This window comes from Nonomuraea mangrovi (assembly GCF_042681425.1).
In the GTDB taxonomy this organism is placed as follows: domain Bacteria; phylum Actinomycetota; class Actinomycetes; order Streptosporangiales; family Streptosporangiaceae; genus Nonomuraea; species Nonomuraea mangrovi.
Map to the genome: position 1 here is coordinate 972,637 of NZ_JBHUFV010000033.1, position 16,797 is coordinate 989,433.

Consider the following 16,797-nt stretch of genomic DNA (forward strand, 5'->3'; position numbering starts at 1 on the left):
CATGGCCAAGATCCGAGTCCTGCTCGCGGCGGGCGCGCTCGCGCTGCTCACCGCCTGCGGCTCCACGACGGGACACGACATGGCGGCCGCGCCGAGCGCCGCTCCTGCCGCCACCACTCCTGCCGCCACCACGGCGGCCGCCTTCAACGAAGCGGACGTGATGTTCGCGCAGATGATGATCCCGCACCACCGGCAGGCCGTGGAGATGGCGGACCTCGCCGCTACGCGTGCCGCCGATCCGGAGATCAAGAAGCTGGCCGCGAAGATCAAGGCGGCCCAGGACCCGGAGATCCAGACCATGACGGGATGGCTGAAGGCGTGGGGCCGGCCCGTACCCTCTGGCGGGATGGGCCACGCGATGCCTGGCATCATGTCGGAGGAGCAGATGAAGGAGCTGAAGCAGGCCAAGGGCGCCGCCTTCGACAGGCGCTTCGCGGAGCTGATGATCGCCCACCACGAGGGCGCGATCGAGATGGCCCGCACCGAGAAGGCCGACGGTGCCGATCCCGCGGCCAAGGAGCTGGCCGAGACGATCGAGAGCACCCAGCAGGCCGAGGTCACCGAGCTGCGGCAGCTCCTCGACCGCCTCTGACCATGCCGCCGAACGGCCGCCGAACGGCCGCCGAACCGCCGGCGAACCGTCGCCGAACCGCCGCTGGTGCGCCGCTGGTGCGCCGCTGGTGCGCCGCCGCGGGGCGGCCGTCGCATCCTCGCCGACATAACGGACTCCGTCTGGATTAGGTGCTCCACCTCGACCGCCGAGCACACCATTGACGCGTGATGTCACGAGACGAACGCCAGAGCAGGCCGTCCAGGCGGGCGTTCCTGACCGGCGCGGCGGCCGGCGGCGCGGGCCTGGCGGTGGGGGCCGCGGGCGCGTCGGCGCTGGCTAGCGCCGTACGGCAGGACACTCCCGCCCCGCAGGAGCTCATGTCGCAGGGCGGCGCCAGGGTGGCGCGGGCCACGTTCAGGGCCGCGCACCAGCCGGGCATCCTGACCGGGCCCGCGTCGGCGTGCCTGCTGGTCGCCTTCCGCTGCCTCGACCCCGACAGGCGAGCGCTCACCGGCACGCTGCGCGCGCTGTCGGCCGAGCTCGAAAGGCTCATGGCGGGCCGTGCCCTCGCGCCCGCCACCGCCGACCTGCCGCCCTCCGACAGCGCGCTGCTGCTCGGCCAGGGCCGCCAGCACGTGCTGGCCACGCTCAGCGTCGGAGCGTCGCTGTTCGACCGCAGGTACGGTCTGGCCGCCGCCAAACCCGCCGAGCTCGTGCCGATGGGCGTGCTCGCCAACGACGTGCTGGATCCCGCCCGCACCCACGGCGACCTGCTGCTGCTGTTGCAGGGCGACCACCCCGACGTGTGCGTGCACGCGCTGCGCGCGGCCGTCAGGGCCACCAAGGGCGGCCTCGCACCGGCCTGGTCGCAGGACGGCTTCGCCAGGCCGGACGCCACCGCGAGGGCGGGCACGACCGGCATGCGCAACCTGCTCGGCTTCAAGGACGGCACCGGCAACCCCGACGCGGGCAAGCCCGCGGTGATGGACAAGGCCGTCTGGGTCGGCGCCGACGACGGCGAGCCGGCCTGGGCCGTGGGCGGCAGCTACGTCGCCGTCCGCCTGATCCGGTTGCTCGTCGAGCAGTGGGACGGCACCTCACTCACCGAGCAGGAACGCGTCGTGGGACGGCGCAAGGACAGCGGCGCGCCGCTGGACGGCACCAAGGAGACCGACGTCCCCCGCTACCGCGACGACCCCGACGGCAGGCTCACCCCGCTCGACGCGCACATCCGCCTGGCCAACCCGCGCACGGCCGGCGCGGAGAAGGCGATGCTGCGCAGGGGCTTCAACTATGCCCGCGGGCTCGACGACCAGGGCCTCGCCTTCGTCAGCTACCAGCGCAGGCTCGCCAACTTCCTGCAGTCGCAGGCCAGGCTGAAGGGCGAGCCGATGGAGCGGTTCACCCGCCCGGAGGGCGGCGGCTTCTACTTCGCGCTGCCCGGCCTGACCGGCGACGATGACTACCTGGGGCAGCGGCTGGTCGAGACCTGATCGAAAGCCGGTGACTCCGTTAGCTGCCCAGAGCCTTCGCAGGACCGTTCGTCAATCATGAGCCTCATGATGGGAATGACGAGACGAGGCTTACTCGGGGCCGCTCCCCTTGCCGCCGTGGCGGGAGCGGGCATCAGCGGGTACGAGGCCGGCGGCCAGACGTGCGCCCCCGTGACGGCGGCGGTGAACATCTTTCCCGACGACCCCCGCTACCAGGAACTCACCGTCGGCTACAACCAGCGCTGGGTCGGCACGCCCGACTACGTCCGCCTGGTCAGCTCCACCGACCAGGTCGTGCGCGCCGTGCAGGAGGCGGTCGACAGGGGCAAACGGCTGTCGGTGGTCTCGGGCGGCCACTGCCTGGCCCCGTTCGTGTTCAACTCCGAGGTCGACGTCGTCATCGACCTGTCCGGCCTCGGCGGCGTCTCCTTCGACCCGCGCCGCCAGGCCTTCGCCGTCGAGGGCGGCGCGCGCCTGTCGGCCGTCTACGAGACGCTGTTCAAGAAGTGGGGCGTCACGCTCCCGGGCGGCATGTGCCCCACGGTCGGCATCGGCGGCCACGCCACAGGTGGCGGCTACGGCTTCCTGTCCAGGCAGTTCGGCGCGGTGATCGACCACCTGGAGGCGGTCGAGATCGTCGTGGTCGACCGTTCCGGCACCGCTCGCGCGGTGGTGGCGGGCCGCAACCCGGCCGACCCCCACCACGACCTGTGGTGGGCCAGCGCGGGCGGCGGCGGGGGCAACTTCGGCATCGTCACGCGCTTCTGGTTCCGCACCCCGGGGACGAGCGGCGCCGATCCGGGCAGGCTGCTGGTCAAGCCGCCCAAGGACGTGCTGCTGAGCGCGGTGGGCATACCGTGGAGCGCGCTGGACGAGGCGAAGTTCACCCGGCTGGTCACCAACTGGGGCCGCTGGTACGAGCAGCACGCCGCGCCCACCTCGCCCGCCAGGGTGCTGTCGGGCATCGCCTCGCTCGCCCACCGCTCCGCCCAGAACGTCTTCCTGCTGACCCAGGTCGACGCGACCGCGCCGGGCGCGCAGCAGCTGCTGGGCGACTACCTGGGCGCGCTCACCGAGGGGCTCGGCGTGGACGCGGTGGTCGCCGCCCAGCCCGCGCAGAAGCTGCCGTGGCTGCACGCCGTACGGCTGATAGCCGCCAGCATCCCCTCCTTCATCAACCCGACGCTGCGCGGCGCGTCGAAGTCGGCCTACCTGCGCACCGGCTACACCCAGGCACAGGCGGCGGCGATGTACCGGGCGCTGACCCGCACCGACTTCGCCAACCCGGCGGGCGCGGTGACGCTCGCGGGCTTCAGCGGCGGTGCGGTCAACGCGGTCCCCGCGAACAGGACCGCGCTCGTCCACCGCGGCGCCGCGTTCTGGACCCTGTTCGAGACCCAGTGGCAGGACCCGGCGGCCGACGCCGCCAACATCGGCTGGCTGCGCGAGCTGTACGGGTCGGTGTGGTCGGCCACCGGCGGCTACCCGGCGCCCAACGCGCAGGCCGACGGCTGCTACATCAACAACCCCGACCCCGACATCACCGATCCCGCCTTCAACCGGTCGGGCGTCCCGTGGCAGACGCTCTACTACAAGGACAACTACCCGAGGCTCCAGCGGATCAAGGCCGCCTACGACCCGCGCGACGTCTTCAGGCACGCGCAGTCGATCGCCCTGCCCTGACCCGGCCCTGACGCGGTGTCGCAGCGCACGGAGTGTCCGGGCCTACTTGACCAGGTCCCCGCGGCGTCCTTCCGGTGCGCGCGCCCCGCTCCCTAACGTCGGTTCCACCTACGCAGTGACGGAGGATTGCGGTGATTCATCAACTCATCTTCGCGGCGCCCAAGCCCGGAATGTCGGAGGAGGACTTCCAGCGGTACTGGGTCGAGGTGCACGCGGTGAAGTACGCCAGCAAGATCCCGCAGATCAGGAAGTACCTGATCGACACCACGATCCCCTTCGAGAACGAGCTGTGGAGCGGTGTCGCGGAGATCTGGCTGCGCGACGAGAAGGAGCAGCTGGAGTCGCTCCAGACGCCCGAGTTCCTCGAGGGCGCGCGCAAGGACGAGCCCACGTGGGCGGCCTTCTGGCGGACGGTCGTCCTCGACACCGACGCCCACGAGATCGTCAAGGGCGACGAGCTCGCGCCCGAAGCGGGGGTGAAGCTCATCGTGCTGGTCAAGCGCAGGGAGGGTCTGCCGCTGCGCGACTTCAGGAGCCACAGCCTCGGCGAGCACGCCGACCTGATGAGCAGGGTGCCGGGCCTGCGCCGGTACCTGCAGTGCCACACCAGGGACGGCTACTACGGCATCGGCGAGGCCGTGCTGGACGCCGCCTACCTGCTGTCCTTCCCCGACCGGCAGGCGCTGGACGAGGCGTTGTCCTCCGCCGAGTTCGCCAAGGCGCAGGCCGATCTGGAGTCGTTCGTCGAGCCCAGGTACATCCACCGCCTCCTCACCAGGGAGCACTGGATCATCGGGCCTGAGAGCCGCTGATGGCCGGCTACGACTACGTCGTCGTGGGCGCCGGCGCGGCCGGCGCCGCGCTGGCAGCCAGGCTGGTCGAGCGCACGGGCGCGAGCGTCCTGCTGCTGGAGGCGGGCGGACCCGCCGACCGCGACGAGATCCGCAGAACCGACATCCCCTCCATGGCCTCGCTGTGGGGGGACCCCGAGGTCACCTGGCAGCACCTCACCGAACCCCAGCGGGGACTGAACGGCCGCCGTATCGCACTGCCGCAGGGCAAGGTGCTGGGCGGTGGCACCTCGGTCAACGCCATGCTGTACGTCAGGGGAAACCGCCGCGACTTCGATCACTGGGCCGGGCAGGGCAACGAGGGCTGGGCCTACGAGGACGTGCTGCCGTGCTTCAGACGCGCCGAGGACTACGAGAACGGCGCCGACCGGTACAGGGGCGAGGCGGGTCCCCTCCGGGTCGTCCGTTTCGCCAGGCCCTCGTCTGTCTCGCAGGCGTTCGTCAGGGGCGCGGCGGAGCTGGGCTTCCCCGGCGGCGACGACTGGGACTACAACGGCGTCGAGCAGGAGGGCGCGTTCTTCTACCAGTCGACCAGGACGAAGGACAACGAGCGGGTCAGCACCGCGGCCGCCTACCTCGACCCGCTGCTCGGCCACGCGCGCCTCACCGTCGTGACCGGCGCGCGGGCCACCCGCGTGCTGCTGGACGGCACGACGGCCACGGGCGTGGAGTACGTGCGGAACGGCGTGAGGCACCGCGCCGACGCCGCGGCCGAGGTGATCGTCTCGTGCGGCGCGCTGACCTCGCCCCAGCTGCTCATGCTGTCGGGCATCGGGCCCGCCGAGCACCTGCGCGAGCGGGGCGTCACCCCGGTCGTCGACCTGCCGGGCGTGGGCGCGAACCTGCAGGACCACCTGATCCTCGGCGTCGCCTACGCCGCCTCGGCCGACCTGCCGATGCCCGAACTGCTGGCGGAGGCGGGGCTGTTCCCGCCCGACGACCCCGACCTGCAGCTGCTGTTCGGCCCCGTGCAGTTCGTCGAGGACGCCTACAGGATCGACGGCCCCGTCTACACCTTCGCCCCCGTGCTGGTGAAGCCGCGCAGCAGGGGGACGGTCACCCTGCGCTCGGGCTCGCCGGGCGACCTGCCGGTCGTCGACCCCCGCTACCTCGACGACGAGGCCGACCTCCAGGCGCTCGTGCGCGGCATCGAGCTGTCGAGAGAGCTGGCGCACACCGCGGCGATGACCCCGTTCCGCGACAGGGAGAGCGCCCCGGGCCGCGCCGCGGACCTGCGCGCCTACGTGCGCGAGACGGCCACCACCGTCTGGCATCCCGCCGGCACCTGCCGGATGGGCCGCGACCCTCTGGCGGTCGTCGACCCGGCGCTGCGCGTGCACGGCGTGGACCGGCTGAGGGTCGCCGACGCCTCGATCATGCCGACCGTCCCCGCAGGCAACACCGCCGCCGCCACGAACATGATCGGCGAGCGGGCGGCCGACCTGATCGTGTGAAGGAGCCGACCGTGGCAGACAGCTACACCTACATCGTCATCGGGGCGGGCGCGGCGGGTTCCGTGCTGGCCGCCAGGCTCAGCGCCGACCCCGGCGCCACCGTCCTGCTGCTGGAGGCGGGCGACGCGCGGGTCACCCCCGCGGTCAGGAGTCCGCACAGGTGGAACGAGGTGCTGTTGACGGAGCTCGACTGGGCCTACATGAGCGAGCCCCAGCCGGGACTCGGCGGCACCCAGGTCTACTCGGCCGCGGGCAGGGGCCTGGGCGGGACCTCGAACATCTACCACATGATGCACACCAGGGGCAGGCCGCAGGACTACGACAGCTGGGCCTACCACGGCTGTCCCGGCTGGTCGTTCGACGACGTCCTGCCGTACCTGCAGCGGCTGGAGGACCAGCTCGACGGGCACAACCCGCTGGCCGGCAAGGGCGGCCCGATGACGGTCGCCGACGCGGAGCAGACCGGCAACCCGATCTCGCGCACGTTCATCGACGCCTGCGCGGAGCTCGGCCACCCGCGCCTGGACGACTTCAACGCGGGGCTGTTCGGCGCGGGCTGGCACCACGTCAACATCAGGGACGGCGTGCGGTGGGGCGCCCGCGAGGCCTACCTCGACCCCGCGCTCGACCGGCCGAACCTGACCGCGCTGGCCGGAGCGCCCGCCGGCAGGCTGCTGTTCGAGGGCGACCGGTGCGTGGGCGTGGAGTACCTGCGCGAGGGCCGCACGCAGGTCGCCAGGGCCGAGGCCGAGGTCGTCGTGTGCGCGGGCGCCATTCAGTCGCCCAAGCTGCTGATGCTGTCGGGGCTGGGGGCGCCCGGGCACCTGGCCGAGTTCGGCATCGGCGTGCGGGCCGACCTGCCCGGCGTGGGGGCCAACTTCCACGACCACCCGCTGGTCATCGGCCCGATCGGCTACATGGCCAAGCCGGGCGACGACCCGAGGGGACAGGTCACCGAGGCCGCGCTGTTCTGCGGCTCGCAGGACGGTGTGCCCGTGCCCGACCTGGAGATCAGCCTGGTGCATCGAGCCCCGTTCGGTGAGAAGTTCTTCGCCAACGTCATCAGGCGCGTCCAGACCGGGCAGCCGGTCGCCGACGTGAAGGAGCTGGTCGACCCGCACGTGATCCTGAGTCTGTCCGGCGTCGTCCGGCCGGTCTCCCGCGGGTGGGTACGGCTGGCGGGCTCCGACCCCTGCGCCCACCCCAGGATCAACGCCAACTACTTCGGCGACCCTGTCGACCTCGACCGCACGGTCACCGTCGTCGAGATCGCCAGGGACATCTACCGGACCAAGGCCTTCACCGACGAGTGGGGTCTCACGGAGGTCGCGCCGGGCCCGGACGTCACCACCCGGGCCCAGCTCAGGGAGTGGGTGAAGGCCAACACGGGCTCCTACTACCACTTCGCCGGCTCCTGCAGGATGGGGACCGACCAGGACGCGGTGGTCGACCCGCAGCTGCGGGTGCGGGGCGTGGAGGGGCTCAGGGTGGCCGACGCCTCGGTCATGCCGTCGCTGGTGACGGCTCATCCCCATACCACGGTTGTCATGATCGCCGAAAGGGCGGCGGACTTCCTGCTCGCCGCGAATTAACCTCGGTGTCATAGATAGAACTGGCGATGCCACCATAAATGGCTTCTGTCACAAACCCCGTGATATTTCAATAATTACTACGTAAGGGGAGATATCGAATATTAGGGGCGGCCAGATGGCCATATACACGAATGTACAATCGCGGGGGACCTGGCTCACGCCATTCTGCGAAGACGTCTTCTCCACCTTCCTGCGGTCGGACCAGCGCCGGTGGGGCGAGGTCTACGTGCAGGGCCTGGTGTCGGTGCCGGGGCGCAAGTCGATCCGCAGGATCTCCGACCACGTGGTGGGCAGGCCGGTCGACCAGTGCCTGCAGCAGTTCGTCAACCAGAGCCCCTGGGACTGGGCCCCGGTACGGCAGCGCCTGGCCCAGCTCCTGGTCGAGGCGATCAGGCCGAAGGCCTGGGTGCTCGAGGAGGTCGTGTTCCCCAAGAACGGCGCCAACTCCGTCGGGGTGGCCCGCCAGTTCGTCCACTCGGCGGGCCGCCTGGTCAACTGTCAGGTCGGGCTCGCCCTGGTGCTGGTGGGCGAGCACGGCGGCTGCCCGGTCAACTGGCGGCTGCTGCTTCCCCGCTCGTGGGACGAGGACCCCGACAGGCGCGGCAGGACGCGGCTGCCCCACCACGAGCGCAGCAAGCCGCGCTGGCGGCACCTCCTGGAGGCCATCGACGAGATGGTGATCGACTGGGGGCTGCCGCCGGCGCCGATCGTCCTCGACGCCAGGGCGACGCCCAAGGTGGACCCGCTGCTGGCAGGGCTCGCCGAGCGGGGCCTGCCGTACCTGGTGCGCGTCACGCCCAACACGCTGGCCTCGATCGGCCCTGGGATCACGGCCAGGCCGCTGCTCGAACCCGTCAGGCCCAGGCTGCACGCCGTCGCGGGCCGGCCGTACGAGGGGAACAGGTGGCAGGCGGGTCCCGGCGCCAGGCCGATCTGGCTGGCCGACGGCAGGTCGCGGCTGCCCGACCTGGCAGGGCTCGTCGGCCTGCGCAACAGGGCGGCGGCCGAGCTGACCAGGGCCTCGGCCGAGTCGGGGCTGCAGCACTTCGAGGGCAGGTCCTTCCCCGGCTGGCACCACCACGTGACGCTCGTGTCCGTCGCGCACGGCTACCGGCTGCTGCGCGGGCTCGAAGGCGACGTCCTCGACACGAAAGGCTCGGAGGAGCTGTGCCTGCGCCCCCACGGATGACCGACCGCCTCGCCGAGATCGAGCTGTTCGCCGGGCTCTCCGGCGAGCAGCTCGCATGGCTGGCCGAGGCCGGCGTGTACAAGGAACTGGCCGACGGAGAGATGATCTTCCGGGAGGGCCAGGTGGCCGAGGCCTTCTTCGTCCTGCTCGACGGCGAGCTGGTGATCAGCAAGGACGTCGGCGGGAGGGAGGAGGTGCTGGCCAGGCACCTCGGCGGCGGGATGGAACACCAGTTCACCGGGGAGCTGCCGCTGCTCACGGGCGGCGACTACCTCGCCTCGGCGGTCGCCGTGGGATCGGCGCAGGTCATGGTCTACGACCGGGCCGCCTTCTTCGACATGATGGAACGCTGCCCACAGGTGTGCAGGGTCCTGCTGCCCGTGCTCGCCATGCGCATCAACGGCATGGAACGGCAGGCCGGGCACAGCCACATGCTCCAGGGGCTCGGCATGCTGGCCGCGGGGCTGGCGCACGAGCTCAACAACCCCGCGGCCGCCGCCGTGCGGGCCACAGGGGAGCTGAAGTCCGCGCTGCCCGACCTGGAGGCCGCGGCGATGTCCTGGGGCGAGCTGTCGGACGAGGGGGAGCGCCGGCTGGTCGAACGGCTGCGCGCCGCCCACGCCCACCGCGATCCGCAGGACGCGCTGGCCGCGGCCGACGCCGTCGACGAGATCGAGACCTGGCTCGACGAGCACGACCTGCTCGGCGAGAAGGGTGACGAGTTCGGCGTCGTCCTGGCCGAGCACGGCACCAGCGGCGCCGTCCTCGACGGGCTGGCCGCGCGGGTGCGGCCGGAGGCGCTCGGCCCCGCCGTCGCCTACCTCGCCATGGCGCTGCAGGCCGGCGCGCTGGCCGAGGACGCGGCCGAGGCCGGTCAGCGGGTCGTCGAGCTGGTGCGCCGCACCGCCGCCTACACCAACCTGGACAGGGCGCCCGAGCGGGAGGTGGACCTGCGCGAGGGCCTCGAGGCCACGCTCGCCCTCATGGCGCCCAGGCTGCGCGGCATCAGCGTGCGCCGCGACTACGGCTGCGTGCCGTCGCTGAAGGTCTTCCCCGGCGACCTCAACCAGGTGTGGACCAACCTCATCGACAACGCCGTCGACGCCATGGGCGGGACGGGGGAGCTGACGATCAGCACCAGGTGCGAGGGCGGCCACGCGGCGGTGGAGATCCGCGACACCGGCCATGGCATCCCCTCCGACGTGCTGCCGCGGGTGTTCCAGCCGTTCTTCACCACCAAGGACGTCGGCAAGGGCACAGGCCTCGGCCTGCACCTCAGCATGGACATCGTCACCCGCAGGCACGGCGGCACCATGGAGGCGACCTCCGTGCCCGGCGACACCCGCTTCGTCGTCCGGCTGCCGCTCGGCTAGCTCTCGGCCCGGTACCGGTGGATCATGGCGACCGCCATCGCGCCCTCGCCCACGCTGGAGGCCAGCCGCTTCACCGAGTTCGCCCGCGCGTCGCCCGCCGCGAACACGCCAGGCACGCTCGTCTCCAGCAGCAGCGGCGAGCGCGGCAGGTCCCACTCCGGCAGCGCCGAGGCGGGGCCGAGATCGGGCCCGGTCAGCAGGAACCCGTGCTGGTCCCTGCTGACCATGCCGTCCAGCCACTCGGTGCGCGGCCTGGCCCCGATGAAGGTGAAGACGTACTCGGCCTCCTCGGTGCTCTTCGCGCCGGTCGCCGCGTCGTGCAGCGTGATGCGCTCCAGCCGCTCGGTCCCCTCGGCCGAGACCACGGTCGTGTACGGCCTGACCGTGATGTTGGGCGTCGCCTCGATCTCGTCGACCAGGTAGGCCGACATGCCGCTGGCCAGCCCCCGCGAGCGGACCACCATGGTGACGTGCCTGGCGTTCCTGGCGAAGTGGAGCGCGGCCTGACCCGCCGAGTTGGCGCCGCCGACGATCCAGACGTGCCGGTCGGCGCACGACTCGGTCTCCGAGGTCGTCGCGCCGTAGTAGATGCCGGCCCCCTCGAAGCGCCCGGCGCCGTCGGCGTCGAGGCTGCGGTAGGACAGGCCCGTCGACAGCAGCACGGAGGCGGCGGTGACCTCCTTGCCGTCGGACAGGCGCAGCAGGCACGCCCTGCCCGCCCTGCGCAGCGCGACCGCCTCGACGGGGGCCAGCACGTCGACGCCGAACCTGAGCGCCTGCGTCACCGCCCTGCCCGTGAGATCGACCCCCGAGATGCCGGAGGGGAAGCCGAGGTAGTTCTCGATCCTGCTGGACGTGCCCGCCTGCCCGCCCGGCACGTACGCCTCCACCAGCAGCGTGGCCATCCCCTCGGAGGAGGCGTAGACCGCCGCGGCCAGCCCCGCGGGCCCGCCGCCCACGATCGCCAGGTCGTAGTGCGGATGGCTGAGCTCGGCCGCCAGGCCGAGCGCCGTCACCAGCTCGCCGTGGCTCGGCCTGACCAGGCGCTCGCCCTCGGGCAGCACCACGACCGGCAGGTCGGCGTCGGGCGAGGCCGCCTCCTCGAACCTGAACGGCAGGCGGTGTCTGGTGAGCAGGTCGCGCAGCCGGTGCGTGGCCGGCGCGAACCGGTGCCCGAGGATGCGGATCCCCTGGTACGGGGGCTCGTAGCCGGACTCCCAGTCGGCCAGCAGCTCGTCGAGCACGGGATACAGCCGCTCCTGCGGCGGCTCCCACGGCTTGGTCAGGTAGTGGTCGAGCCGCACCTCGTTGATCGCCGCGATGGCGACGCCCGTGTCGGCGTAGGCGGTCAGCAGGACCCGCTTGGCGGAGGGGAAGCGCCTGGCGGCCTCGGCCAGGAACGCGATGCCCGTCATCTCGGGCATCCGCTGGTCGGCCAGGATCAGCGCGGGCTGCTCCCCACGCTGGAGCAGCGTGTCGAGGAGCTGGATCGCCTCCAGCGGCGACCCCGACGCGAGGACTCTGAAACGCTCCCGGTAGGCGCGCGACAGGTCGCGCCTGACCGCGCGGAGCACGTGGTCGTCGTCGTCCACGGCCAGCAGGACCGGGCGGTGCGGCTCGTGCATGTTTCGCATTCTGCACACGAATTCCGCATACCCGAGGCGGCACCTGACGAAGTGCCGGAGAAATTCGCTGACTTGACGGAATGGGATCCTGCGCCTTGCCGGTGAATAGCGGCGCTTGTTTGACTCCGAACGCGGACGATTCACCTAACAACGGGAGTGATCGATGTCGCGCACCATTCTCATTGTTCTCTCCGAGTTCGGATATTGGGGCGAAGAACTGGTCGGCCCGCTGGCCGCCTTCGACAGGCAGGGCTACCAGAGCGTCATCGCCACGCCCACGGGCAAGCGCGCGCACGCCCTGCCGCCCAGCCTCGACCCGGGCTACGTCGACCCGCCGCTGGGCCGCTCGGTGACCACCCCCGAAGTGGCGGTCGAGGCCAGGCGGGTCGACGAGTCGAACAGGCTCGACGACCCGCTCAGCCTCGCCGACTGGATTCCCGAACGCCCCTACAACAGCGCCGACGGCTATCTCAGGAAGGTCGAGGCCTACTACAGGGAACTCGGCAGGGTCGCCGACGACATCGCGCGCTACGACGCGCTCGTCATCGTCGGCGGCAGCGGCCCGATCGTGGACCTGGCCAACAACGGCAGGGTGCACGACCTCGTCCTGGCCTTCGTGCGCGCCGGCAAGCCGATCCTGGCCGAGTGCTACGGCATCGCCTGCCTGGCCTTCGCCCGCGACTGGGAGGACAGGGCCAGCATCCTCTGGGGCAAGCACGTCACGGGTCACTGCAAGGAGTACGACTACAAGGACGGCACCGGCTTCTTCGGCGTGGACTTCAACATGGGGCCGCCGCCGTACCCGCTGGAGTACATCCTGCGCGACGCGACGGGGCCCGACGGCCGCTACCACGGCAACGTGGGCAAGGAGACGTCGGTGATCGTGGACTACCCGTTCGTCACCGCCCGCTCGACTCCCGACTCCTACCCGGCGGGCGAGAAGCTGGTCGAGGTGCTCGAGTCCGGCCTGCGACGCTACGGCTGGTGACCATGACCGCGCGCCCAGCGAAGAACGCGATCTTCGAGCAGTTCGCGGCCGACGGCATCTCGCTGATGTTCGGCAACCCCGGCACGGTCGAGCAGGGCTTCCTCGACGTGCTGGAGGAGACGCAGGCCATGGGTTACATCCTGGCGCTGCAGGAGGCGGCGGCCGTCGGCATCGCCGACGGCTACGCCAGGGCCGGCGCGCGGCCCGCGCTGGTCCAGCTGCACACCGGGGTCGGCCTCGGCAACGCCGTCGGCATGCTCTACCAGGCCAAGCGCGGCCACTCGCCGCTCGTGGTGATCGCGGGCGAGGCGGGCGTGCGCTACGAGTCGATGGACTCGCAGATGGCCGCCGACCTGGTCGCCATGGCCAGGCCCGTGACGAAGTACGCCACCAGGGTCACCCACCCGGGCTCGGTGCTGCGGGTGCTGCGCCGCGCGGTCAAGACGGCGATGACGCCGCCGCGCGGCCCCGTCTTCGTCTCGCTGCCGATGGACGTGCTCGACGAGCCGACCACCGAGCCCGCGGTGCCGAGCACGGTCCCGAGCAAGGCGACGCTGCCAGTGCCGGGGGAACTGGAGCGGGCGGTGGCCGCCCTGCGCGGCGCCCGCAGGCCCGTCGTGCTCATGGGCGACGGGGTGTCGGTGTCCGGCGCCCAGGCCGAGCTGGCCGCGGTCGCCGAGGCGCTCGGCGCGCCCGTGTGGGGTGTGGACTCCTCCGAGCTGAACATCGACACCACCCATCCCCTCTACAGGGGGCAGCTCGGCCACATGTTCGGCGAGCACAGCGCGGCCGCGCTCGAGGGCGCCGACGCGGTCCTCATCGTCGGGACCTACGTCTTCCCCGAGGTGTTCCCGCTGCTGGACAGCCCCTTCCCGCAGGGCTGCGCGGTCGTGCACATCGACCTCGACGACTACGAGATCGCCAAGAACTTCCCCGTGGACGTCGCGCTCGTCGCCGATCCCAAGGCCACGCTCGCCGCGCTGGCCGAGCGTCTCGGCCCCGGCGAGCCGCTCCAGGAGCGGGCGGCCGAGCCGTACGGGGACACGATGATGGACCTGTTCGCGGCGGAGCTGGCCAGGCGCGCGCCCGAGGGGCTCGTCGTCTTCGACGAGGCGCTGACCTCCTCACCCGCCCTGCTCAGGCACCTGCCGCCGCGCCTGCCCGGCAGCTACTTCCTCACCAGGGGCGGCTCGCTCGGGGTCGGCATCCCGGGGGCGATCGGGATCAAGCTGGCCAGGCCCGAGGCCGAGGTGGTCGCCTTCACGGGGGACGGCGGCAGCATGTACACCATCCAGGCGCTGTGGACCGCCGTCAGGTACGGCGTCGCCGCCCGCTTCGTCATCTGCGACAACCGCCGCTACCAGCTGCTCGACGACAACCTGGAGCAGTACTGGCGCGAGCGCGGCGTCGCCTCGCACCCCCACCCCGAGGGTTTCGACCTGTCCCACCCCGAGATCGACTTCGTCAGGCTGGCCAGGGGTCTCGGAGTTCCGGCCGTCAAGGTCGCCAAGCCGGCCCAGGTGGAGCCGGCCGTCGCCCGCATGCTCGCCGAGCAGGGCCCGTTCCTCGTCGATCTCGTGACGACCTGAGAGGTGCACCGTGAGTGAGAAGCGACTGGCAGGACGCACGGTCGCGATCCTGATGGAGAGCGACTACGTCGAGCCCGAGCTGCACTACTACCAGCGCCGCTTCACCGAGGAAGGGGCGCGGGTGGAGTTCCTCACCCGCCTGTGGGGGCAGGAATCGATCACCTTCCGAGGGCATGAGTACCAGCTGCCGTTCACGGTGACGGGGGACCTGGAGAGCGCCGACCTGAGCGCGATCGACGTGCTCATCGTGCCGTCGGGCATGGTGTCCGACCGGCTGCGCTACAGCGAGGACGTGCACGAGCTCGCACCCGCGGTCACGCTGCTGCGAGACGCCTTCGCCGACCCGCGCCTGGTCAAGGGCGTCATCTGCCACGGCCTGTGGCTCGCCTCGCCCATCCCCGAGGTCGTCAGGGACCGCAGGGTGACCTGCCACAACAACCTGATCGGTGACGTGCGCAACATGGGCGCCGTCTACACCGACCAGGACATCGTCGTCGACCGTGACCTGGTGACGGCCCGCAGCGCCGACCACTGCCACGAGTTCGCCCGCATGATCATCGACCTCGTGGCGGCCGAGAAGCCCGCGGAGAGCGGCTACCGGCCCGACTTCACCTTCTCCGACCTCGTCGCCGGCTACGTCACCGACTTCGAGGCGGGCGTGATCGGCCTCAGGACCAACGACGGCAGGCGGGTCAAGGTACGGCTGACCTCCACCACCACCGCGCAGTACCTGCGCAACCTGGCCGAGCCGTACCTCGACGCCTCCGGCCACCTGGACCAGTTGCTCACGCCCGGCGGCTACCTGTTCGCCCACGGGATCTTCTATCCCGAGCACGGCTCGTACACCGTCGAGGCCAAGTCGCTGACCTTCCTCGGCAAGACCTCCGGCGACTACACCTTCGAACAGCCCGACTGGTGGGTGCGCCAGATCCGCGAGCTCGGCAGGTTCTACCGCAGGGCCCAGTTCGGCAACGAGGGCCCGATCGACTACGCCTCCTACCGCACCATGCTGCGGCTCGGCGGCGACAAGGTCGACCACCACGTGCAGGAGACCGACACGATCTCCCGCATGATCTACGGCATGTCCTCCGCCTACATGCTCACCGGCGACGAGGACTTCCTCGAGGTCGCCGAGCACGGCGCCGCCTACCTGCGCGAGCACATGCGTTTCGTGGACCGCGACGAGGACGTCGTCTACTGGTACCACGGCATCGACCTGCGCGACGGCGGCGAGCGCAAGCTGTTCACCTCCGAGTTCGGCGACGACTACGACGCCATCCCGATGTACGAGCAGATCTACGCCCTGGCGGGGCAGACTCAGCTCTACCGCCTGACGGGCGACCCGCGCATCGCCTCCGACGTCGAGGGCACGCTGCGGCTGTTCGCCAAGTTCTTCCACGACCCGGACAAGGGCGGCTACTACTCCCACATCGACCCGATCCTGCTCAGCCCGCACCACGAGTCGCTCGGCCCGAACAGGTCGAGGAAGAACTGGAACTCCGTCGGCGACCACGCCCCGGCCTACCTGATCAACCTGTTCCTCGCCACCGGTGACGAGCGGCACGCCGCCATGCTCGAGGAGACCTTCGACCTGATCGTCGAGCACATGCCGCGACAGGACAGCCCCTACGTCCAGGAGCGCTTCCACGCCGACTGGTCGCCCGACACCACCTGGCACTGGCAGCAGAACAGGGCGGTCGTCGGCCACAACCTGAAGATCGCCTGGAACCTGATGCGGATGATGTCGATCCGGCCGAAGGAGCGCTACCAGCGGCTCGCCACCGGCATCGGCAGGAAGATGCCGGGCTACGGCAGCGACCCGCAGCGCGGCGGCTGGTACGACGTGGTCGAGCGCACGCTCGAGTCCGGCCAGAGCATCCACCGGTTCACCTGGCACGACCGCAAGGCCTGGTGGCAGCAGGAGCAGGCGATCCTCGCCTACCAGATCCTGGCCGGCCTGACCGGCGAGGGCGAGTTCCTGCGCAGGGCCAGGGAGTCGGCCGCCTTCTACAACGCCTTCTTCCTCGACCACGACGAGGGCGGCGTCTACTTCAACGTGCTCGCCGACGGGCACCCGTACCTGCTGGGCAACGAGCGGTTCAAGGGCAGCCACTCGATGAGCATGTGCCACGCCGCCGAGCTGTGCTTCCTGGCGACCGTCTACCAGCGGCTGCTGCTGGACGGGGAGCCGCTCACGCTCTGGTTCAAGCCGCGGCCGGACGGGTTCACCGACAGAGTGCTGAGGGTCGCACCGGACGCGCTGCCGCCCGGCAGGGTCAGGCTCGAGTGGGTCGAGGTGGACGGCGCGCCGTACCAGCTGTTCGACGCGGCGGCGATGACCGTGAAGCTGCCCGACACCTCGGTGCCCGTGACGGTGCGCGCGCACCTGGCACCGGTCGAGGAGTAG

The 16,797-nt window shown here is 71.2% G+C and carries 12 protein-coding genes; 11 read left to right on the plus strand and 1 reads right to left on the minus strand.

The window, feature by feature from the left end; genetic code table 11:
* Position 1: 1 nt before the first annotated feature.
* The 8 genes from ACFSKW_RS22890 to ACFSKW_RS22925 all read left to right on the plus strand — a co-directional run bounded on the left by ACFSKW_RS22890 (position 2) and on the right by ACFSKW_RS22925 (position 10,188).
* Positions 2–592 (plus strand): DUF305 domain-containing protein, encoded by a 591-nt coding sequence (locus ACFSKW_RS22890; protein ID WP_379574371.1) that lies wholly within the window; start codon positions 2–4, stop codon positions 590–592.
* 188 nt (positions 593–780) lie between these two features.
* Positions 781–2,046: a Dyp-type peroxidase gene (locus ACFSKW_RS22895; RefSeq protein ID WP_379574573.1), complete on the plus strand. Its 1,266-nt coding sequence runs from the start codon at positions 781–783 to the stop codon at positions 2,044–2,046.
* Positions 2,047–2,121: 75 nt separating this feature from the next.
* Positions 2,122–3,729, plus strand: a complete 1,608-nt coding sequence (locus ACFSKW_RS22900; protein ID WP_379574372.1) for an FAD-binding oxidoreductase — start codon at positions 2,122–2,124, stop codon at positions 3,727–3,729.
* A 131-nt stretch (positions 3,730–3,860) separates the two neighbouring features.
* Positions 3,861–4,541 (plus strand): EthD domain-containing protein, encoded by a 681-nt coding sequence (locus ACFSKW_RS22905; RefSeq protein WP_379574373.1) that lies wholly within the window; start codon positions 3,861–3,863, stop codon positions 4,539–4,541.
* Positions 4,541–6,034 (plus strand): GMC family oxidoreductase, encoded by a 1,494-nt coding sequence (locus ACFSKW_RS22910; protein WP_379574374.1) that lies wholly within the window; start codon positions 4,541–4,543, stop codon positions 6,032–6,034. The genes ACFSKW_RS22905 and ACFSKW_RS22910 overlap by 1 nt, the downstream gene beginning before the upstream one ends.
* An 11-nt stretch (positions 6,035–6,045) precedes the next feature.
* Positions 6,046–7,626 carry a GMC family oxidoreductase gene (locus ACFSKW_RS22915; protein ID WP_379574375.1) on the plus strand — a complete coding sequence of 527 codons (1,581 nt, stop codon included), beginning with the start codon at positions 6,046–6,048 and terminating at the stop codon, positions 7,624–7,626.
* Between the two features lie 115 nt (positions 7,627–7,741).
* Positions 7,742–8,815: an IS701 family transposase gene (locus tag ACFSKW_RS22920; protein ID WP_379574376.1), complete on the plus strand. Its 1,074-nt coding sequence runs from the start codon at positions 7,742–7,744 to the stop codon at positions 8,813–8,815.
* Positions 8,812–10,188 (plus strand): sensor histidine kinase, encoded by a 1,377-nt coding sequence (locus tag ACFSKW_RS22925; protein ID WP_379574377.1) that lies wholly within the window; start codon positions 8,812–8,814, stop codon positions 10,186–10,188. The genes ACFSKW_RS22920 and ACFSKW_RS22925 overlap by 4 nt, the downstream gene beginning before the upstream one ends.
* Here ACFSKW_RS22925 and ACFSKW_RS22930 read toward each other — a convergent pair.
* Positions 10,185–11,813, minus strand: a complete 1,629-nt coding sequence (locus ACFSKW_RS22930) for an NAD(P)/FAD-dependent oxidoreductase (protein WP_379574378.1) — start codon at positions 11,811–11,813, stop codon at positions 10,185–10,187. The genes ACFSKW_RS22925 and ACFSKW_RS22930 overlap by 4 nt on opposite strands.
* A gap of 163 nt (positions 11,814–11,976) precedes the next feature.
* Between ACFSKW_RS22930 and ACFSKW_RS22935 the strand changes: the two genes are divergently transcribed.
* From ACFSKW_RS22935 to ACFSKW_RS22945, 3 genes are read left to right on the plus strand one after another with little or no spacing between them, the layout of a single operon-like run.
* The gene (locus tag ACFSKW_RS22935; RefSeq protein ID WP_379574380.1) at positions 11,977–12,801 is read left to right on the plus strand and encodes a type 1 glutamine amidotransferase domain-containing protein; all 825 of its coding nucleotides are present in this window, start codon (positions 11,977–11,979) and stop codon (positions 12,799–12,801) included.
* A 2-nt stretch (positions 12,802–12,803) separates the two neighbouring features.
* Positions 12,804–14,390 carry a thiamine pyrophosphate-binding protein gene (locus ACFSKW_RS22940; RefSeq protein ID WP_379574381.1) on the plus strand — a complete coding sequence of 529 codons (1,587 nt, stop codon included), beginning with the start codon at positions 12,804–12,806 and terminating at the stop codon, positions 14,388–14,390.
* A 10-nt stretch (positions 14,391–14,400) separates the two neighbouring features.
* Positions 14,401–16,797: an AGE family epimerase/isomerase gene (locus ACFSKW_RS22945; protein WP_379574382.1), complete on the plus strand. Its 2,397-nt coding sequence runs from the start codon at positions 14,401–14,403 to the stop codon at positions 16,795–16,797.